The organism is Paenibacillus dendritiformis (genome assembly GCF_015845845.1).
Lineage (GTDB): Bacteria > Bacillota > Bacilli > Paenibacillales > Paenibacillaceae > Paenibacillus_B > Paenibacillus_B dendritiformis_C.
The window spans coordinates 60277-81680 of the sequence record NZ_LDIG01000153.1 but is presented as its reverse complement, the minus strand read 5'-3'; the positions used below and the strand labels follow the sequence as shown (position 1 = coordinate 81680).

Sequence of the window (21404 nt, the reverse complement as noted above, 5' to 3'; positions counted from 1 at the left end):
CAAGGGCGGGCATGGAACTTTTCCGGAAAATGGCTCTCTTCACCTCTGTGGCTGCCTGTGCTTCTTCTCCTCCTGAATCACGGCCTGCACAGCCGGGTCTTCCAGCAGATTCCCGGTCTTGACGGCACTGACTTCCATATCGGGCTCTGTCTGCCGCTCTTCATTAATGACTCCCGACGAGGTTAAGCCCATGACGGCAGGCAAGCGGAAGGCGTAGCCGCTATGGGGCAAGGAGGCGATCAGCGGATCGATCCCGATTCCATCCCCGCCGGTCCGTTCTCCGACCAAGGTCGCCCAGCCCGTGCTTTTGGCGAACACTGCCCACGCTTCCGCTGACGAGTACACGTCCCCGTCGACGAGCATGTAGATCCGCCCGCGGAATTCCTTGCCCGCATCAGGGGATAATGTTATCGTGTTTTTGATATAATTTTGGAAATCCGTCTCGATCTCCGGCGCCAACTCGGCCGCTCCCAGCTCTTCCTTCAATTTTGCGACAGGCAGCAGCTGCTCCGGGGCATAAGCCGAACGGGCGTATTGCTGGGCCAGCTCTCCCTTGCGGAAAAGGAAATAACTTACCGAAGTCAGAGGCTCCTTCATGAGCTGCGGCACGAGCATGCCCCAATAAGACGTCGATCCGCCGCCATTGCCCCGGATATCGATAATGAGCGCGTCATAGCTTCGAATCTTCTCCAGAAAAGGCGCAATCACCGCGTTGATATCCGCTTCGATTCGATCATGAGACAGGCTCGGAATAGACACATAAGCCAGCTTGCCTTCCTCCAGGATTCGAGTCATGGGCAAAGCTGACCATCCTCCGAAAACGGATCCCCGGGACAGACCCGACTTCGCGTCCCAAGTACCGGAATAACGCGCTTCCACATGCGGCTGGTTTAACTGCTGATGCCACAGCTCTCTTCCTTTTATATCAGCATACGTTCGCTTCATGTTTTCATAGGAGGATTTATCCAAAAAGTACGTATGTCCATTGTTCAAATCACTCAGAACCGTGTTCATCTTGTCTCTGAACTCTTGATCGGTGTTCGCCTGCAGCACAAACTGCTCATAGCGATCCACGTTCTGCAGCCAGTCGGTATGATGGACGCGCTGATTGACCTGGAGGAACGGGTAGTTGTCCTTGATGATGCGCACCATCGCTTCGAAATCCTCGCGCTTCTGTTCCTCCGTCAACGTCAGCTTGTCCGGGTCCAAAATCTTCCTCCCTCCACCGGCTGGCGCGGGATTCTCCGTCTGCTTCGGCTCCGCCTGAGCGGAAATGCTCCCGCTTGTCCCGCTTGGCGCTTCCTTCGCATCGCAGGCAGCCAGTCCGAGCAGGAGGAGCAGGCCCGCCGCCGATATGAGCCAGCTTTTGTTCATATGTTTCGCTTCCTATTCGAATGATAAATTTCCCAAATATTCCTTCCCATTCTATCCCAATTCGAAGGTCTCGACAATCCGCCCGATGATGCCCTTTTGTTACAATTTAGGGAAAAAGTTAACCCCGGGAACCCCCGGAGTTATATGACATAGCCTGTTCCGTTTTTCCTTCGGCAACCGTTATTACTTCTTCTGCACGATCTTCCAGACGATGACGGCGGCCTGCGCCCGGTTCGCCTCGCCCTTCGGCTGGAACAGGCCGCTTCCTGTTCCCTTCACGATGCCTTCCTGTGCGAGTATCGCAACCGCCTCGGCGGCATAGGAAGCGATCGCTTCCCGATCCTTGAACCGGGCCAATACCGACTCCGCGTCCCTCGCCGCCGGCGTGCTCGTGAAGGCGGCAAGCGCCTTCGCAGCCATTACCGCCATCTCCTGGCGGGTGATGGGCCGGTTCGGCTCGAATCTGTCCTTGCCCGTGCCCTGCACCAGCCCGGCCTGCTTCGCTGCCGCGATGACGGTATAATGCCAATCCGTCTCCTTCACATCCCTCCAGTTGAGCGGCGTGCCGTCATCCTGCAGATCGAAGGCGCGGACGAGCATCGCCGCGAACTCGGAGCGCGTCACCGGCTTCAGCGGCCGGAACTTGCCGTCCATATCCCCCTTGACGATGCCGAGCGCCGCCAATTGCTGAACGGCCTCCTGCGCCCAGGCTACCGGGGCGAGATCCGGGAAGACCGGAACGGCCGGTTCAGCCTGCGGCACCGTCGGCGTCCGCGGCGCCGCAGGCGGCGATGGCTTGGAAGGGGCCGGCGACGGAGACGAGGAGGAACCCCCGGACGATGACGGCGGATCGGACGGCGTCGGCTTCGGATCGGTCGGTTCCGCGGCCGTCAAGGTGACCGCTTCGCTGGCAGCACTCTCGTTATGAATCCGATCGACGGCGGTCACCACATACGTGTATTGTTGTCCCTTCGTTGCCGTCCGATCCACGTAAGCCTGCATCGCTTGCCCGGACTGCTTGCGCATCGTGCCAAGCAGATGCGCCGGGTCTGCGATGCTGCCCGCGGTGTTGCCTTCGAACCGGTAGACGGCATAATACGTCTCATCGCTCGCCGTCTTCCACTTCAGCTCGACGCCCCCGCCAGCATTGCGGGCCGATACCCCGGAAGGCGCGGCCGGAGCCTGCGCATCAAGCCAAGGCATCGCCGGCACGAGCGCCGGATATCGGCACAGATCGCTGCGCAAACGCTCGGTGAAGCCGAGCGGATTGGCGGCGAACCATTGGGCGCTGAAATACATGCTGCCGGACACTTCCGCGAAATTGCGGTTGAAGTTCACCTGGTTCGGCATTTCCTCCGGATCCATCCACCCGTCTCCCTGTCCGATCCGGTAAATCGCCTGGCCGCTGTACAGATGCACGTTCTTGCCGGCCGTCACCCCGCTCCACCAGGCAATCAAGGTGTCATAGGCGGCCGGAGAATAGCCCATATACCAATAAATCTGAGGAGTGATGTAATCGATCCATTCCTCCTCCACCCATTTCTTCGAATCGGCGTTCAGCGCTTCATAGCTGCTTAAGCCATTTGTATCGGAGCCTTCCGGATCCTTGCTCCTATTCTTCCAGATGCCGAACGGGCTGATCCCGAATTTGACGTAGCTCTTCTCCCGCTTGATCGCCTCGCTTACGCCGCGAATGAACCGGTTCACATTGTCCCGGCGCCAGGCGGCCCGATCCGGGAAGCCCGCGCCGTACTTCGCATACGATGCATCGTCCGGGAACTCGGCGCCTTCGATCGGATACGGGTAAAAGTAATCATCGAAGTGGACGGCATCGATGTCGTACTTTGTCACCACCTCCATGACGCTGTCCGTAATAAATTGGCGCGCCTCCGGATTGCCCGGATCGAAATACAGCTTGCCCCCGAACGAGAGAACCCAGTCCGGGTGCTTGCGCGCCGGATGATCCTCCACCAGCCGCTCGATATCGTTCTTCATGCTGACGCGGTACGGATTGAACCAGGCATGGAATTCCATGTTCCGGTTATGGGTTTCCTCCAGCATGAAGGCGAGAGGATCATACCCCGGATCTTGTCCCTGCACGCCCGTCAGCCACTCCGACCATGGGCCGTACTCCGACGGGTAGAAGGCATCCGCCGTCGGCTTATTCTGCATAATGACCGCGTTCATTCCCGCGGCCTGCAGCTCGTCGAGCAGCTTCCTGTACTGCTGCTTCTGCTCCTCTGCCCCGGTCGTGCCCTTCGCCGGCCAATCGATATTTTCCACCGTCGCGATCCACGCCGCTCTCATCTCCGCCTTCGGAATAGCTGCCAGCTCCTTGTTGACGACGACATATACGGAGCTGGTCTTGCCCTCATACGTTGCCATAATGCGCGTCCCACCTACCTTGATTCCGGTCACTGTCCCGTTCTCATCGATCGAGGCGACCTCCGGATTGCTGCTCGCATACTTTACGCCTTCCGTAATTTTCACCGGCTCCTCCACCCACGAATAGGTGCCGTACACCTCCGTCTCGAACGAGCCGCCTATCGCGACCGCGCTCAACCCGCGGAATTGGATGCTCTCCAGCTCGGGTATCGGCTCGTGCACCTCGATTTGATGGACCGCCGAAATGTTGCGGTAGGTCACGGACGTGACCGTAATCGCCGCCGATCCAATCGCATGGGCTTCCAGCCCGCCGCGGTCATCGACGCTTGCCACTTCCGGCCGGCTGCTGGCGAAGCGGGCGCCGCCCACCATTTCCACCGGCGCCTCAAGTCCCGCATAGACCGCATACGCCTTTAAAGCACCGGTCGCCGTCCGCACCATCTTTTGCGGGCCGGACACCTCAATCCGCTCCAGCTTCGGCGCATCCTCCGTCACGGTCAGCGTCACCCGGACCGGGGGCGCATCGCTGTATTCGGCCGTTATAATAGCCGTCCCGGCGCCGACGGCCGTGATCGAATCATACGTCGCCCGCGTCACGGTCGCGACACTCTCGTCGCTGCTGGTCAGTTGGACGCGGCTCTCGATCCGCCGGGGAGCCGTGCTCCCGCTGCGCGTCTCAACCACTTGAACCGCTTGACTGCTCCCGGCCTGCATGTGCGGCGGCAATCCAGCGATGTCCAAGTGATGAATCGGGGAGCTTGAATAGATAGCGGATAGCCGGTCGAAATAAATAGCCCCGCTGTTTTTGTTTTCCGCTTTTGTGGCGGCCATATAGATCTGGTTCAGCTTGAGAGGCCATTGTATATTTTGCGGAACGTCTGCGGTGACATATTTCCACCCCTGCCAATTGAAGCCCGATGACGTCGTAAAATCGAGCGCGGGCAAAGCCTTGCCGCTTCCATCCGCCACCGCGGCGCGCAGCCAGTTATTGTTTTGATTTCCATATACCCACAGGCCTAATTTCCGGGGCTGGCCCGGGACTGCTCTCCCCCTCGTGCCATCCGGATTATAGAAGTTCACATACGCTGCCGATGTGTTCGGCTGGCCGCTAAAGTCATAGCTCAGCTTCACCGCATGATGACCGTAATAGATGGTCTCCGGCCGGCTGATCAGGCTCAATTCGACGGAATTGGCTTGCGCATGGCTGGCTCGCAGGTTCGTCAGCTCCTCGAACTCCTCCAGCACGATCGGCCTCGCGTCGTCCGTTTCTTCCGCATGGACAAACGGTAAAGCGCTTCCAAATCCGGATAGCCCCGTCCCCAGCAAAAGAATCAGCGCCACCCCAAGAGACATCATCGCCCTGCCGTGAAATGAATGCCGTGTCCTGTTCATTCGTTCATTCACTCCCTAATGAGATGATTGATCACTTCCCTGCTTCCGTGCCGTCAATCCTGCTGCCAAGCGCAGCGAACAGATATCAGTGCTCCCTCCTTCGTTCCCATCTGAACAGCCCGCGGCTGTTACTCCCTATCATATTGAAACATTATTTTAAATATCAATATTTTTTATAAAATATAATTTTAAAATGAAGCAGGAATTTCCCGGTTGGATGACGTATCGTCGTTTTTCGCCTCTCCCCATATGCCGGCTGCTTTCGCTTTCCTGGCGACCCCGGCTTCTACAACAAGCCTTCTGAAACAAGCCTTGGATGGACAGTGACGGCGTCATAAAACCAGCGTATGCTGCGGTATATGCCGTTTTGGGGACAAAGTTGCTTCTAGGGGAGTTTGCGATTAACACTACTTCTTGGAAAAAATGCTGCAATTCTGCAGGATTTCGGCCGACACCCCTACTTGGCAGAAGGAAAGCTGCAAATGTGCAGGAATTTAAGCTATTGCGGCTTGAATCGGAGGAAATCGGGTGGAATTGATGTAGTTTTGCAGTAATTCTGCCAAATCGGCCAGCCAAGGCAAAAAAATCCTGCGCGGGTGCAGGATTTTGCTAAAATTTCCTCTAATCAGCCCGGCCCCTCTATCTCCCATATTTCGACAAAGCCCTCTTCTCCCAATAACGCACTCTATAGGTGTTATCTAACGGCCCCATTACCCATTTTGCAAGCAAAGACACGATCCTTATCTGTTCGCCTTGACAAATCTCGCATTCTTTCATACCATTAACTCGAATGACAAATACCGGCACTTGCGATGGAAGCACCCGCAAGAATGGGCTTGATAGCCCTTCTTGCAGGTGCTTTTTTGCTTTTCTTTTCTTGCGCGTGGGGATATGGAAGGCAGGGGCCGGATATTTTAGAAAACGATAAAGAGAGGATGAGACGATCATGATGAAGAAACAACCCGGCGTGATTATGCCATCGCTCCTCATTGCACTCGCGCTCGCATGCCTGCTGGCCAGCCCGGCGGCGCTCCACGCAGCATCGGCGGAGCTGTCCGCCACGGCCAAGGCCGCCTTCGACAAGATGGCCGCGGCAGCGGAGCGGACGCAGGCGGACAAGCTGACTCAGCTTTACCGGGAGCTGCTGCAGCTCGAGACGGCAGAGCGGGAATGGCAGGAGAAGACGAAGCGCCTGCACTACGACAATGCGGAGGCGCTGACCGGGATCCGGCAGCAGCTGAAGCGTATGCATGAAGAAAAGCTAAAGCGCCTCGGTTCGCAAGTCCAAGAATCGAAGAACAAGTATCAGCCGCTGTTCGACGCCTACAGCGCCTTGAACAAGCAGATCTCGGCCGCAAAGATATGGAAGAACAAGCAGTTGAACGCGGCACTCCGCCTGCAGCATACCGGCATGAAGCCGCTCGTCCAGACCGCGCGGGAGGACATCCGCCGCCGCCAAGCCGCGCTGAAGTCGGCCAGGCAAGCTCGCAGCGACGCTGCCAAGCGCGTGCGCCAGACGCTCTCCGCTATCGATACGGTCAAGGTCCAGATCAAGAAAGCGAAGAGTGCCGCAAGCACCTGCAAAAGCCGCCTCTCCGCGGCCCGGAGCACGTTAACGCAAGCCGCGAGGAAGGGCGATGCCGGCGCCAGCCTGAAGGCGCTCACCTCGATGACCGCCTCCGCCCGCCAGCGGAATGAACGCACTCGCCAAGTCTTTCAGCTAGAGCAAAAGATCGGAGATATCATTCGGAAGGCGAGGACACAGCTCCAGTCTTATTCTGCTTCTTGAGGCCGGCGGAGGAGTTGCTTTTTCCCAAGCCATTCGCTATACTCTGTAATACTACATGCGATGGAGGAACCTGCTCATGAACCGAATCAAGCAGACTCAACTTCATCATCACAAGAAGCGTTAGCACCCCTGAACCTATCAGGGAGGGCTAACGCTGTTCGCGTTGGCCTCCCTGCGGCATATAACCGGCGCGCGGGATCAAGAGGTCCGGCGCGTTTTTTATTTTCCAGAGGAACACAGGAGGCTGGATACGATGCAAAACGTAAAAGGGACTTATGATTTTTTCGGTCCGGAGCAAGCCGCGCGCCAGCAAGTGCAGGACGTGCTGCGGAACCTGTTCGAGCTGTACCGCTTCGAGGCGATGGAGAGCACGATATTGCATGAGCTTGATGTATTGACATCGAAATATGCCGGCGGGGAAGAAATCGTGAAGGAAATGTACCGGTTGAGCGATCAAGGGAAGCGGCAGTTAGGGCTGCGCTACGATCTGACGATTCCGTTCGCCAAGGTCATCGCCATGAATCCCGGTCTGGAGCTGCCGTACAAACGGTATGAGATCGGCAAAGTATTCCGCGACGGGCCGGTGAAACGGGGAAGGCTGCGGGAATTTCTGCAATGCGATGCCGATATCGTCGGCATTGCAGGGCCGGAAGCCGAGGCCGAGCTGATGCAGCTTGCCGTCGAGGCGTTCCGCCGCCTGGACATCCCGGCGACGATAAGATGGAACAATCGGCGGTTCCTGTTCTCCGGACCGCCGCCGCGCTTCGGGCCAGCGGAATTCGCACCTCGCTGGATACGAGCGGCCGCAAGCTCAAAAGATCGCTTGCCTCCGCCGCCACCCAACGAATTCGCTTCGTGCTGCTCATCGGCGAGAGCGAGGCCGCCATCGGAGCGCTCCGTCTCAAGGACATGGCCGAGCAGACAGAAACGGTCGCCACCGTGGAGGAGGCCATTTGGCAAATCGAGCGCAAGCTGGGGCTGGCATAAGGCGGAGAGAATAGATTTCTCCTTCCAACACGCAGCGAGAAAAGCTCCACCCGCGCAAAAAACCGCCGAATCCTTCCGGATCCGGCGGTTGAACGCGATTCAATTATTGAGCGCTGTCCAGCACCTCTTGAGGGATTTTGATTTCGCCCACTTCGTCATGCTTGGAGAACGTGCTCTTCATCACCATGTCCATGGAGATTTTCTGACCGTCTTGCTCCATTTCCATCGTCATGTCGACGTCGGATTGAAGCGGCAGGAACGATTCTTTGTTGACCGCATACGTAACTTTGACATTTTTGATATCCATTTGCTCGATCAGAGCCTGGGTTTGCGCGTCTTCGCCGCTGCCCGACTGGTTCATCAAGTTCTTGGCGAGCTCTTTGATTCCATCGCCGGACAAATCAGCTGTCAATACGTACTTGTCTCCCTCTTCCGCCACTTTCATATCTTTGGAGAAAGATTTGAACTGCTCCATTTGAGTTTCGATTTTCGCGGATTCTTCCATCTGCTTAACCATATCGCCAATCATTTCGTCCGGAAGCTTCACCCATTCTCCATCCACATGCGTGTAGATCGCTTCCTTGGAAATATACTGCTTGATATCCTGTTCGCCTTGGCCAGGCATAGACATCTTCATCTCTTGGTACATGCCGAACGGTTCTTTGCTGAAGTCCGCCTTCATCGAGATATCAACCTTCTGCTCTTGCTTCTGATCGCCCTGAGCGACCGTAATGTTCTGGTTGATGCTCGCATCCATCGCGAAGTTCTTCATCTTTTGGCTGGCTTCCGCCATCTTCGTCAGCAGTTCATCCGCAGTCAATGCCGGCGCATTTTCTTTTTCTGTTTGTGCATCCGCCGGTTTTTCCGCGTTGGTCGCATCACCGGCAACGCCTTTATCGCCGCAAGCCGTGATTCCCAACGCCAAGATTGCCCCTAATAACGCGAGTGTCCATTTTTTCAAAGCAGATATCCTCCTAAGATCTGTCACAAATTTTCGTACCTAACCATCATAACCATATATCCAATCCGCGCGATAGGGGAAAAAGTCCCATGCAAGTGAAAATAATCGACTAACTATATGGCGACAAAGGACTATCACAGCCAGATAAAAATCTCCATAATTCGACAAAAGACACTCGCTTTTCAGTGTTTTCAGCGTTACCATTCAGCAGGGAACAGCTCCAGCCCATCGACGGCAAACGCCTTCCGGACGAGCTCCGGAGCTACGAATTCATCATATTTGCCTAAATAAGGCGCCTCCTCCGGCGCTAACAGACTCATCAAATCGGTTCCGCCATTCAGCTCTGCTCGCAGTTGATCCAGCAATGCGGGCGCATCCGCATGACCGGAGACGACCATATAGTACGGCTCCATCGGCACAATGGACCGGAGGGCAAGACGCTCGGCAAGCCGGTGCTTCAAAATGCGCTCCAATGTGCGGAAAGGCTTCGTGCCTACCCAAGGCAGGATGAAATAAGAATCCCCTCCCGCCGGAATCACGCACTGCCTGAGCAGACCGCTCTCTCTGGCAAGACGGCGGGCCCGCTCGAGCCGCTTGACGGCCCCCGGCGCCAAGTACGGATAAATCTCATGATCCGCCAAAATATCGCGCATCTTGGCCATGACCGATGTATGCACATCGCCCCCGGCCCCGAGCCAGAGCGTGTCCACCTTGCCGCGGGCAGGCTTGACATAGACGGCCTTGTGCTTCGCGTCAACCTCGACGACCTTCCACAGCTTGCCCGCCAGAGAAAAGCAATAGCCCGGCGGCGGAACGGTCGTAATCGAGCCCAGCTCCTCCGAACCGTTATATACGGCATGCTCTTCATCGTCTTTAAATACCGCATAGAAGCGGAAATGGTTCACGATTTTCTCCCCGGTCAGACCGATCAGAAGCGTTCCTTCCTCGGTTCGCTGCACATGATCGGTCTGCAGCAAATACCGGAGGAAAAGCTTATATTCTTCCGCATCGAAGTTCAGGAACGGCGGCAGCGTCAGCACCTCCCGGGCCAGTTCGGCCGGCGTCGCTTCCCCCATGCCCTTCAATATGCTCATCGTCTGATGGTACAGCAGGCCGATCGGCTTCTTCCGCAGCGTGAGCGGCTCAATCCACTTGTCCCGCACATACAGCTCGATGACCGCGATCGCGCGCAGCAGCGTCCAAGGCATTCGGGCGGGGAGCTGCGCCTCCTCGTCCTCCTCTTCCGGGATCGCGAACAGCATCTCGGATACCGCATCGCCGCGTCTTCCCGATCGGCCGAGCCGCTGCACGAAGCTGGAGCAGCTGTAGGGCGCTCCCAGCTGGACGACCCGTTCCAGCTCGCCGAGATCGATGCCCAGCTCCAAGGTGACCGTCGCCGCGGCTACCGCTGGCCCGCGGCCAACGCGCAGCGCGGCCTCGGCCTCTTCGCGCAGCATGGCCGAAATGCTGCCGTGGTGCACGTGGAAGACATCCCGCTCCTGGCGCCGTGCGGCGACGCGGCGCAGCTCTAGCGTCGTCAGCTCCGCATCGGAGCGGCTGTTCGTGAAGATAAGCGCCTTTTTGAGGCGCATATGATCATAGATATAGTCATAATAAGCTTTGCGCGCATTCGCCGCCTGCTCCGTCTGCTCCTCGTCATGGGCGGCAGGAAAGGAGAAATGCTCGACATTCAATCTCAGCTTGCGGCCCGCGCGGGGCGCCACAACTTCGACAGCATGCGGCGAGCCTGCGCCCAGCCATTCACAGGCGGCATCGTAATCGCCCAGTGTCGCAGACAAGCCGATCCGTCTCGGATGGCAGCCTGCCATCCGTTCCACCCGGGCCAACTGGCTCAGCACTTGAATGCCGCGATCCGCCCCCATGAAGGCGTGGACCTCATCAATCACGACATAACGCAGGTCGCGGAACAGAGCGGGAATCGCATTCGGCTTGTTCATTAACAGTCCTTCCAGCGATTCCGGCGTAATCTGCAGTACGCCGGACGGTCTTTTCAGCAGCTTCGCCTTCTCCGCTTGGGACACGTCTCCATGCCAATGCCGCACCGGAATGCCGGCTTCGCGCAGCATGTCGTTCAGACGCTCGAACTGGTCGTTGATAAGCGCCTTCAGCGGGCCGATGTACAGAATCCCGACCGATGCGGAAGGGCGCTCGTGCAGTTCTGTCAAGGCCGGGAAAAAGGCGGCTTCGGTCTTGCCCGATGCCGTGCCGGATGCGATCAGCAGATGGTTCGGCGAATCGAAGAGCACGCGGCAGGCCCCGACTTGGGCCTCCTTCAGCGTCTCCCAGCGCTTTTTATAAATATATTCTTGAAGGAACGGCGCCAACCGGTGAAAGGGATGAATACCGCTCATAGCTCGAACTCCGCCAAGAAGTCGCCGACTTCATCCGGATGGGAGTCCGCGGGCTTGACGCTCCGTTCCCCGATCAGATCGTCGAATTCCGTCTCCGGATGCTGCTGCAGCGTGTGCATCAGATCCAGGAAATCACGAATAATCTCCCGTGGGGTCAGAAGCTCGTCCGCTCCGAGCCTGCCGACGGCTTGCTCCATAAATGCGATTAATTGATCGTCCGTCAGCAGCGGCTCCACTCCATAGTGAAGGGCATGGATATGGCGCAGGCGCTGCAGCAGAATCAGAATCTCCTCATGAGACAGCATGTCCAGCCGAATAAGAGGGCCCGTATAGTTGCGGAGCCCCTCTGCCGCGTATCTGCCGCTTACGAGGCGCGAGCGCAGCGCTTCATAGCTGAACAGCCCCCTGCGTTCATCCTCCACGAATTGCGGCGTGCCGCCGATGAAGATGCCGAGGTGCTCCGCCTTGCCCTGCATCGTATCGTTGAACATCGTCAGCAGCTTCTCGTAATTGCTGTGCCGGGAGATGCTGTTCGTAATTTTGTACAGGTTAACCCCTTCATCGATGAAAAGCAGCAGTCCTTGATATCCAATCCGCGCGGCGAATTCCGACCACAGCTTCATGTAATCGTACCAGTTGTCATCATCAATAATCACGCCGACGCCCAAAGCCTGCTTCGCCTCGGTCTTGGTCGCGAACTCCCCGCGAAGCCAGCGCAGCGAAGCTTGCTTCAGTTCGTCATCCATCCTCTTATATCCGGTCCAATACGACGCCAGCACCTTGGCGAAGTCGAACCCGTGCACCATATTCCGCATTTCATTGGTTACGGCCGCGATGCGCTGCTCCACCTCCATAATCAAGGCGCCGTCATTCGGTCCAATGCCAAGCTCGGTCATCGCCTGCTGTTGAATCGAAGCAATCCAGCGCTGCAGGATCGTTTCCAGGGCCCCTCCATCCGGCCGGGTGCGCGTCGACAGATTCATCATCAGCTCGCGGTACGTCGCCAGCCCCTGCCCCTTCGTGCCGACCAGTCTCCGTTCCGGCGACAGATCCCCGTCGGCAACGATGAAGCTGCGGTCCATCGCATAGTTGCGAATCATCTGCAGCAAGAAGCTCTTCCCGCTTCCGTATCGTCCCGTCACGAGCTGAACGCCGCTCCTCCCTCGGCCACATTGTCCAGGTCGCGAAGGATGGCTTCAATCTCCGGCTTGCGGCCGACAGCGATATGCTCCAGTCCAATGCGCGGCACGACGCCGGCGGTCAAGGAGTTGATAAGCGCCGTCGTGACGCGCTTCGGGATTTTTTTGTCTGTCATGGTTCTTCACCTCGCCAATTTCTCAATCAGAGGCAGATAGTCATCTGCAAGCTCATCCCCGTCAATGATCAGGTCCCCGATAGCATCCATGGAGGCGGAATTGATCTCATCGATAAGCAGTTCGGCCATCGTTCCGTGCGCCTCGGCAAGCTTCAGCAGCGAATGCTGGTCCCCTCCCGCCAGCATCGCCTGCAGTGCCAGGCGATGCACCGGTTCCAGCAAACGCTCGAATTGAATCCATTCCTCGTCCATGCCGTCGCGTAGCCCGGCAGGTCCAGGTCCGTGCGCACTCATGCCAGGCTCATCCGCCTTGCCCTCCTCGTCCTCTCCCGAGGCAGGCGAAGCCGCAGAGGAAGGTTGGCAGGCACCCATAACCGCCAGCTCTTCTCGGTAGTCCTCTGCAATTCGGATCATTCCGGCTTCCTCCTCAAGGACCAGATTGCCGAGCGCTCCCAATGCCGCTTCGTTAATCTCATCCATGGCCAGATCAATCATGATTGGGGGAGACTGCTTCGCAAGCGCTTGTCCGTCCAGTTCTCCTCCATGGGCCAGCAGCGCCGTCAGCAGCCGAAGCTGCTCATTCGTCAGCCGGCGCAGCAGCGTCCGGACTTCACCCGCTTCGGTACAGAGGCCCGCCGGCATATCCGCTGAGCAGCCGCCCGCCGGCTCGCCGGGCTGCCCAGCCCTCTTCGCCCCGGATGGCTCGTCCCGCTGACCGCCCCCGATCCGGCTCCCGCCTTCCGGTTCGCCAACTTCCTCCGTCACCGTAAGCAGATCGCGCACCTCATCCGACTCGGCCTGCAGCCGGGCCAGCTTGTCCGCATTAATGCGAACGCCAGGCTCGGCTTGTTCCGCGGAGGCGGCTCGCCCAACCTCCCGCTCCAAATACCGCTGAACGAGAGCGGCGATCTCCGGTTCGACGGCAGTGCCGCGCAATTTGCCCTTATACCCGCATAAGCCGCGCAGCGTATTCTCGGTTAACCGGATGAGTTGGGTTACGAAGGCGCGCAGCGGGCCGTGGGAGGTGATCGGAACACACTCGATTGCCGCACTGCTTCCGTACAGCGTGGAGTCGTAGACCGCGCTGCGGAACAAGTAACGCTCCCTTTTTGCCGGTTCGCCGAGATGGAGCCGCTCAATCAGGCGCGCGCCATATTTTTTGCGTATATATCCATCTACAGCCGCGAATACCTTGGGGAAATACCTGTTCATCACGGCATGTCCGCCATTGGCGCAGAACTTGCTTCGCATGACATGATAGTCCGACAGCTGGGTCGCCGCTTCAAGCGGGAGATCCGCCGGATCGCTCCGGAACCGGTCCATAAGCTCCCATTCGAGCGCATCGCCGGACACGCTGCCTGGGGCAATCGCCGTAACATCGCGGACAGAGACGTCAAGACGGTGGACAAGGATGAAGTCGATAAGCCAATCGGGCAAGTAATCATCCAGCTTCGGGAACGCCTCCCGATAAGCGATCCAGATCTCCTTCATCAGCCGATAGCCCTGAACAGGTTCCTTCCAACCGATTCCGTTAATCAATTCGTAGAAGACTAGAAAAAGATAGGACAGGCCAGTGGGCGGGTATCGCCCTTCCCGAACTTCATTCCGCCAATAAAAGTACCATCTCGCCTGCCCTTCCGACATATCCTTATATTCCGGCCAGTAGCACATGAACGGAACAAAGGGGGCCGGCGGCTCGACATGCCCTTCCCACCGGCGGGCCTGTTCAACGAATCGCTTCTCTTTTGTTGTTGAAAAAGAGCTGGGCGCCAAGCTCAGATGCCCCTCTTGATCCGCGGTGCGGCTACGGGGAGCCGGCTTATCCGTGTCCGCTCTGGGCGGAATCGCCATTACGGCCTCCTCTCCGCCCTCCAGCTCGAGCTCTGCAAATTGGATCTCACGGTTGCGGTTCATCATCGGTCTGTCCTCGCTTCTCATCATGAATTCCAATAGGTTCATATGAGCGTATCTATCGCCTCTCGGAACACCATTAAACTATACCTATTATATCATCCATCAGCGGAAATTTTGTTCGCCTGACAAGGACAAGCAAAAACAAGCGCTTCCCCGGCATCAATCGTCTAAGCCGATTCTAGAACCCCGTCATATATTGTTAGTACTTTACAAGAAGGAGTGATATGATCATGGCCAATCGGGATGTCAGGCTAGCTATTTTCAGCGGTACTAACTTTACGGGAAGACGGATTGTGTTCCGCCGCGGAGGAGTAGCGGTTCGGGATTTGGGAGCGTTCCGGTTCAATAATGTTCTGTCCAGCTTCCGGCTGCGCAATGTGGTCAATGCGAATGAAGTGACCTTGGTGTTATTCTCGCGGATTAACTTCCAGGGATCTTTTCGAGTGTTCCGGGGAAGCCAGAATGTAGCGAATCTGGGCCGATTTAATTTCAACAATGTGACCTCTTCCTTCATCCTGGTAGGCCGCAGATTGACCGATGCCGAGATAAGCACGATTCAACGGACAGGCAACCCGCCGCGGGATATTGTCATTATTCGGCAATAATCCCGGCTAGCCTGGAATCAAGAGAGACGAGGACGCCGGCCGGCGTCCTGTTTTCTGTTATCGATCTCGTTGTCTTAAGTTCCGAATCTTTTCCGGTACCCGCATTTCCGGCATAATTCCTCAACGGCCTCTCTTCGCGAAAATCCGTCATACAGCCGGTTCGCACGCTCGCCCTCCACAATCTCGGAAAACGGGGCCTGGTACACATTGCCCAAGCGAATGACGCCTTCGCCGTCCAGACAACACGGGACGACCGTTCCGTCGACCAGCACCGCAGCCTGGCTGCGCAGCGCATGGCAGAAGCCCTTGCCGTCATCTTCCGGGGCATGCAGGCTCGGCCATTGGAATTCATAATCCTGGTTCACATAAATGCGGTCCCCAATGCGGATGCCTCCCCCGGGCACCACCTTTTCTTCGATGCGGTAATCCAGATGAAATTCCCTCTCCAGCATCTCCAAGGTCTCCCGGTTCCGCCGCTTTTGTGCCGTTGTCGCATGCTCCGGATTCAGATTCCATAACCGGAAGGAGAAGATCACCTGATGCTCTGACGCCTCCCGCACGAACGATAAAATATCGGACAAGTACTTCTCCCGATTCTCGGATCCTTCATGTCCGTCGAAGCTGTGAAGCGAGAAGTTCATCTGCCGAAGCGCCGGCTTGCCGAGCAGTTTGTGCCGGTTCTTCCGGATCAGCGTGCCGTTGGTCGTGATATTGACCTTGAATCCTTTCTCGTGGCTGGCATCCAGCAGTTCATCAATGCGGGGATGGAGCAGCGGCTCGCCTTTGACATGAAGGTAGATATGCCGCGTATGCGGCTTAATCTCGTCAAGAAGATGACGGAACGCTTCAAGCTGGATGAACTGCGCTTTCCGTTCCGTCTGCGGACAGAAGCTGCAGGCCAGATTGCAGATGCTGGTAACCTCGATATATACTTTTTTAAATGTCCTCAAGTCCAGGTTCTCCATTCTTGGTCGCTAGTGGTTGTCTCTCTCATTATAGCGGTTCGGCACAAAAATAGATGGATTTCAGCCAAAAGATGAGTACGACAGTGACGGCGATAGATTGAAATAGGCCTGCCGGCGGGGGGAGCGCCAAAATGGAAGAGATGCAAATAACGGAAAAAGAGTGCGCTCCAATCGAAGCGCACGTCTGGAACTCTTTCATGAAGGCGAATAAGGAAGCGCCGCCGGGGCGCTTCTTGGATCATCCGGCTTAACAGCTGCCGGAAGGGTAATGCTTATACGGGATTTGCGGCTTCGGCTGGAAGCGCGTATAAGGATCCTGGTCGCGCCATACGTACCGGGGCTTGCAGCAGCACGGATCGGAGTAGCAACGGCATGGATCGGGTCTGCATGGGTCGCACTCGTGGTGGTGCGGGTGATGCGGCTTGCATTTCTCGCATTTGCAGTCGTCATGGTGATGCCGCTTTGGCTTGCATTTCTCGCATTTGCAGCCGTCGTGATGATGCCGCTTGCTCTTATGGCGGCGAGACTTGCCGCCGCAGCCCGGCATATACATCGATTCCTTTTCGCCGTTGCACGTTTTCCATTTTACTTTCACGACACGGCCCCATTCGATATTGCTCAGCCATTGCATGAACACATCCTGACTAATGACGTCATACTTTTTGGTCAAATCGAATTTCAGCTTCTGTCCGCAGGCATACTTCACTTGGAATTCAGCCAGATCAAGCTCCTGAATGGCGTTCATTACTTTCTGATAACCGCTTATCATCAACATCCTTTATCCTTTCCCTTTCCTATTTCTGCCGAAGGCGATGAAGCAATCATGACCCGTGACATCGAAATAAAGAGAGCTGATAGCATAAGCGCATAGCGGGAATGATAGGCGAAATATATCATTGGGGGTCATCTATTCGGCTGATGCTATAAAATATGCTTGTATTTCCTGTTTGGTAATAGGTAGATTTGCTGGACAATCAGCCCTAATTTCGAACAGGCATGCCAACAACCGCGTGCTTCGCATGATGCGCGCGGACAAATCGGGACAGCGGAGACCGGAATACCTTCGTGACGCCCATTCCGCTTCTTATGGGCGCAAGGCCCCCGGCGGCCGCGGAGCCGGTCCCTGATCTGCGGTTCGCCGGGCGCCATGCTTGTACCGGTGAAGCGGCTCCCGGATACTCCCGTCTCCTTCCCTGGCTGGTTATCTTCGCCGGATCAGTCCGGACAGCGAGAAGGAGGAATCGGAATATCCCGGAATTCGTTCATCGGATGCGGCAGCATTGATTTCGGCAGTTCATGGCGGCTATATATCAGGAGCTCTATCGCCATGTCCCGCTTGATATAAAATATGGCATTCGGTGCCGCGCGGTCATAGATAGGTGCTTCATGCCAACCGCCTGATTTCATAGAATAGGGATGCAAGAATCCGGCCCGTATCGTCCGGATGCGACGATTCCGTCTTCCCGAACAGCGCGTCGGGCGGATACGGCGTCTCCAGCGTGTAACTCTTGCCTAACGCCAGATTAACGGCCGGAGCCGGTGTCTTCTTATGCGCCTCGGCCTCCGACCCGGCCCGCTCCGTTTCATTCGCATGCGCCATAGGAACCCACCCGGCCGCGCCGATAAGAACGATAGCCGCAAGCCATGCGATCATGCACCTTTTCATCGAATCCCATCCCTTCTTCTCGTGTTATCGTTACCTTTGGTAAGCATTGATGCCGCGCGTCGCTTGCCCCGCTTTTCTGCCATACCACGCTTTTCTGCCATGCGCCCAAGCTGGCATTTTTCTCGTCAATTCCCCCCTTTCTCTTCGTTCTCCGGCCGTTATCGAATCAACCGGCTCAAAAAGCTGATCCGGTATTTCTGACGCGGCCGCCCCCGGGAAGCGCCTTTCTCTTCTCCGACAATATCGACCAGCCCCGCATCCATCAGCGCCAGCAGGAAGCGGTGCACGCTGCGGACCGTGACGCCCAGCACCGTCGCCAGCTCCTGGGCGTAGTAATCGACCTTGCCGAAGCGGGTCATATGAGCGATGAGGCGGCTAAGGTAGATCGAGGTCAGTCCCGCCGCCTCCGCCTGCTTCACCAATGCGGCGTCAACCAGGGACAGATCAAGCTCATGCGGCTCGTTGATCTCCAGTGGACCGATGACGCTCTCATCCTCGCGGACGATGAAGCACATGCCGCCGCCCCCCTCGCGGGCCAACTGCAGCGAACGCCGCGCATGCACGCCCGCCTCGGCCGCCGAACGCCCGAAGCCGATGCCGATGCTGAGATGAATTCCGTTCCTCTTGTGGATATTGCGGGCGAGCGGAATTCGCTTATAGCCGCCTGTCTCGCGCTCGAACACGCCTCTCGTGGTCACAAAGGAATACTCCCCCGAGGACTGCTGCGTGACGTGCCCGTCCAGTTGCTTCGCGAAGCCGAGAATCAAATGATGAACATCCTGCTTGAGCCGCTGAATCTCATGCTCGGATACCTGACGCTCCGCCAGCCTCTCCATGCCGTCGGTCTGGATAAGGCCAACGACCACCTGCACTTCCTTGTTCCTCCGCCATTCGGTCGACAGGAGCGCGCGCTCCAGCGTGACGATGATGTCCTGCTCCGTCGGCACGATCCACTCGCACGGAATCCCCTCCCGGCCCAATTGCAGCGCCACGCTGCGGATCGCCGTGATGGCGCAGCATGAACGGCCGGCCTCGTAGTGCCCGCGGTGGAAATCGACCAGCTCCTTCCAGGACGGGAGCGGCTCCCCTTCGTAAGCGGTCCACATATGGCCCAGCTCGCGGAAGGTGGACACGAGCATCTGCCGGCTTAGCGTATCGACCGTAATGGCCGATGCATCCAGCTTGCGCTCCAGGCGGAACAAGACGGCATACAGGCCCGATCCCGTAAGCGGAACGAACAGCGAGGGAATGTCGAATTGGTGCTGGTTTTTGGCCAACTGATAAGAGACGGGCCCGGTGAATAGCAGCACATCCACCTTCTCCGCCAGCTCCCGCGCCAGACCAGGCGCCTCTTCCTCCTGGCGGTAGCTTCGCATGAGCGGGTCGAAGGACGGGAAGCCTTTGAGACAATGCTCCATCAGCCCCATCATCGCTTCCGGTCCGATTATGCCGATGCGTATTTCCGGCGAGCCCCACGATACTTCCTTCTCATCCATCCACATCATGATGCGCCTCCGTCAAATTATAATGTAGTTCCCGGCGAGCATACCTCTAAAATGAACGGCAGCGTGAGGCGAGCTTCGCCTCCGATGTTGTGCATAGGTCCATCATGCCAGGGGCACCGCATGCGAACAAGCCGCCCCGGACCGGACCGCCTAATACAGCTTGCCGAGCACCGACTTGGCCGTCATCTCCAGGAACCGGTAGCTCCGCTCCTTGTCCAGCAGCGCGAGGGCCGTCGATAAAATATCGAGCACGTGAATCTGGGCCAGCTTGCTGGAGAAGGAGCCGCCCTGCAGCGGGCCCTCCTTCGCCATCGTCAGCAGCACGGCGTCCGCATAGCGCGTCACCGGCGAGAGGGCGTGACTGGTCAGGCAAATGATGCGCGCGCCCTTCTGCTTGGCAATCGCGACCGAATCGACAAGATCCTTCGTGCTGCCCGACGTCGAAATGGCGATCACGACATCGCCCTCGCCGGCAAGAGCCGCATTCATGGCGATGATATGGGCATCCGCTTCCGCCACGACCTGGAAGCCGAGCCGCATGAATTTGTATTTGGCATCCATCGCGGTAATGCCCGAGGATCCGACGCCGAAGAAGTACAGCTTCGCCGCGCCGCCGATCCACTCGATCGCCTTTTGCAGACTCGCTCCGTCCATAAGCGCCGTCGTATTCTGAATCCGCTGCTGATTCAGCGCATTCAGCTTCTTGACGATCGTCTCCAGATCATCCCCTGGCTCGAGGTCGCCCGATATCTGCTCTTCCACGGTCCCCAGGTTCTGCGCAAGCGACAGCTTGAATTCCTGATAGCCCGAATATCCGAGCTTCCGGCAGAAGCGGATGACGGATGTGTCTCCGACCTCCGCATGCTTGGACAGATCGGTTATCGTATAAAATACTGCCGTCTCCGGATCCTTCAGCACGATATCCGCCACCTTTTTCTCGGACTTCGTCAGGGACGGATAAATGCTTGAGATGCGGAGAATGGACGATTGATTGATCCCGGCCACCTGGGATCGCCTCATCGCGGTCACCTCTTTTCTTCGTCATACCCCTCATCCGGCCCCCCTCGCCAAGGCGCCGGGCCCGGAGAGCCGCGGCGCTACGAGTCATACCGGAGCAATACTCCCAGCGCGCCGCTCATATCCGCATGGAGCGCCTCATAGGCTGCCGGCGCATCATCGATGGCATATTCATGCGTAATTAGCGGGTTCAGGCGGATGCGGCCCGCCTCCAACTGACGGACGAATTCCGCCATGTTCCGCCCTTCCGTCCAACGCACATAGGCGTAAGGATAATCGATGCCCTGCTCCTCATACTGCCGGTCATAGCGGCCGGGACCCGCGGCGCGGGCAATGACGAAATCCGCTTCCTTCTGGAAAAACAGCTCGCGCGGAAACTCGATCGGGACATTGCCCACGACCGCGTAGGTGCCGCGGAAGGCCAACTTCTCCATCGTCGCCGCAATGATCCGCGGGCTGGAGGAATGGGCGACGAGCGCGATGCTGTCGAAGCCGAAGCCGGCGGTGAACCGCTCCGCGTAGTCGTCCAGCGCTTCATCGTCGGCGAGATAGGCCGCATCCACCCCGCTCGCCTGCACGGCCGCGACGCGGGCCGGGTTCATATCGGTCGCGAACACGCGGTAATTCGCCTGATGGCTGAATTGCGCGATAAGCTGGCCGAGCAGACCCAGGCCGACCACCCAGACCGATTCCCCGAACTGCCGCCCGAGCCGGCGCACGCTGTGAATCGCTACCGATCCGAGGCCGACCAGCGCCGCTTCGCGCAGCCAGGACTCGTCGGACAGCTTCACGCAAAGCTGGCGCGGAACGGATAACTGCTCCGCATGATACACATACGGGCCGCCGTAACAGGCCACCCAGTCGCCCGGCGCAAGGCCGGTCGCCTCCGGCCCGACCTCCAGCACCTGGCCGGAGGCGCTGTAGCCGAGCGGGAAGCCGTCCGGCACGTCCATATGATGGATCAGATTCAGCTCCGTGCCGGGGCTGATCGAAGAATATCTGACCTTCACCAGCACCCGGGCCGGGTGAGATGCGGAGAAGACCGGCGCTTCGGCCTCCTCCAGCACGGCCTGCCGCTGCCTTACTACGATTTGTCTCATCGGAATGTAACGCCTCCTCGAATATGCTTTGCCGTCATCCGGTGTCTGCCACCCCCG

14 protein-coding genes and 2 pseudogenes are annotated in these 21404 nt (G+C 57.7%); 4 read left to right on the top strand and 12 right to left on the bottom strand.

Annotated elements, in window-relative coordinates; genetic code table 11:
- Positions 1-39 precede the first annotated feature (39 nt).
- Both ABD76_RS15220 and ABD76_RS15215 read right to left on the bottom strand, forming a co-directional pair.
- Positions 40-1374, bottom strand: a complete 1335-nt coding sequence (locus ABD76_RS15220) for a S41 family peptidase (RefSeq protein ID WP_197258109.1) — start codon at positions 1372-1374, stop codon at positions 40-42.
- Between the two features lie 183 nt (positions 1375-1557).
- Complete coding sequence (locus tag ABD76_RS15215; RefSeq protein WP_197258108.1) at positions 1558-5151, bottom strand: family 10 glycosylhydrolase; 3594 nt, start codon at positions 5149-5151, stop codon at positions 1558-1560.
- A 946-nt stretch (positions 5152-6097) separates the two neighbouring features.
- On the opposite strand from ABD76_RS15215, the gene ABD76_RS15210 reads away from it, so the two are divergent.
- From ABD76_RS15210 to ABD76_RS29585, 3 genes and pseudogenes are all read left to right on the top strand, one after another.
- On the top strand, positions 6098-6940 hold the full coding sequence (locus ABD76_RS15210; protein WP_197258107.1) for a hypothetical protein: 843 nt from the start codon (positions 6098-6100) through the stop codon (positions 6938-6940).
- Between the two features lie 253 nt (positions 6941-7193).
- Positions 7194-7682: pseudogene (locus ABD76_RS29590) on the top strand (ATP phosphoribosyltransferase regulatory subunit); the annotation flags it as partial.
- Positions 7661-7927, top strand: a complete 267-nt coding sequence (locus ABD76_RS29585) for a His/Gly/Thr/Pro-type tRNA ligase C-terminal domain-containing protein (protein WP_242069584.1) — start codon at positions 7661-7663, stop codon at positions 7925-7927. The pseudogene ABD76_RS29590 and the gene ABD76_RS29585, both read left to right, overlap by 22 nt.
- Positions 7928-8030: 103 nt before the next feature.
- On the opposite strand, the gene ABD76_RS15200 is transcribed toward ABD76_RS29585, so the two are convergent.
- From ABD76_RS15200 to ABD76_RS15185, 4 genes and pseudogenes are all read right to left on the bottom strand, one after another.
- A complete protein-coding gene (locus ABD76_RS15200; RefSeq protein ID WP_197258106.1) occupies positions 8031-8888 on the bottom strand; it encodes a DUF6612 family protein in 858 nt (285 codons plus the stop codon).
- A gap of 197 nt (positions 8889-9085) precedes the next feature.
- Complete coding sequence (locus tag ABD76_RS15195; RefSeq protein ID WP_197258105.1) at positions 9086-11260, bottom strand: DEAD/DEAH box helicase; 2175 nt, start codon at positions 11258-11260, stop codon at positions 9086-9088.
- Positions 11257-12575: pseudogene (locus ABD76_RS15190) on the bottom strand (ATP-binding protein). The gene ABD76_RS15195 and the pseudogene ABD76_RS15190 overlap by 4 nt, the downstream one beginning before the upstream one ends.
- Positions 12576-12581: 6 nt before the next feature.
- Positions 12582-14534, bottom strand: coding sequence for a TerB N-terminal domain-containing protein (locus tag ABD76_RS15185; RefSeq protein ID WP_197258104.1), 1953 nt, complete (start codon positions 14532-14534; stop codon positions 12582-12584).
- Positions 14535-14719: 185 nt separating this feature from the next.
- On the opposite strand from ABD76_RS15185, the gene ABD76_RS15180 reads away from it, so the two are divergent.
- Positions 14720-15094, top strand: coding sequence for a hypothetical protein (locus ABD76_RS15180; RefSeq protein ID WP_197258103.1), 375 nt, complete (start codon positions 14720-14722; stop codon positions 15092-15094).
- Between the two features lie 74 nt (positions 15095-15168).
- On the opposite strand, the gene ABD76_RS15175 is transcribed toward ABD76_RS15180, so the two are convergent.
- The 6 genes from ABD76_RS15175 to ABD76_RS15150 all read right to left on the bottom strand — a co-directional run bounded on the left by ABD76_RS15175 (position 15169) and on the right by ABD76_RS15150 (position 21347).
- On the bottom strand, positions 15169-16044 hold the full coding sequence (locus ABD76_RS15175) for a radical SAM/SPASM domain-containing protein (RefSeq protein WP_197258102.1): 876 nt from the start codon (positions 16042-16044) through the stop codon (positions 15169-15171).
- Positions 16045-16306: 262 nt separating this feature from the next.
- Complete coding sequence (locus ABD76_RS15170; RefSeq protein WP_197258101.1) at positions 16307-16828, bottom strand: hypothetical protein; 522 nt, start codon at positions 16826-16828, stop codon at positions 16307-16309.
- A 615-nt stretch (positions 16829-17443) separates the two neighbouring features.
- Positions 17444-17725, bottom strand: coding sequence for a hypothetical protein (locus ABD76_RS15165; protein ID WP_197258100.1), 282 nt, complete (start codon positions 17723-17725; stop codon positions 17444-17446).
- A 158-nt stretch (positions 17726-17883) separates the two neighbouring features.
- A complete protein-coding gene (locus ABD76_RS15160; protein ID WP_242069583.1) occupies positions 17884-19230 on the bottom strand; it encodes a helix-turn-helix domain-containing protein in 1347 nt (448 codons plus the stop codon).
- Positions 19231-19380: 150 nt separating this feature from the next.
- Complete coding sequence (locus ABD76_RS15155) at positions 19381-20250, bottom strand: MurR/RpiR family transcriptional regulator (protein WP_197258099.1); 870 nt, start codon at positions 20248-20250, stop codon at positions 19381-19383.
- 77 nt (positions 20251-20327) lie between these two features.
- A complete protein-coding gene (locus ABD76_RS15150) occupies positions 20328-21347 on the bottom strand; it encodes a zinc-dependent alcohol dehydrogenase (RefSeq protein ID WP_197258098.1) in 1020 nt (339 codons plus the stop codon).
- Positions 21348-21404 lie beyond the last annotated feature (57 nt).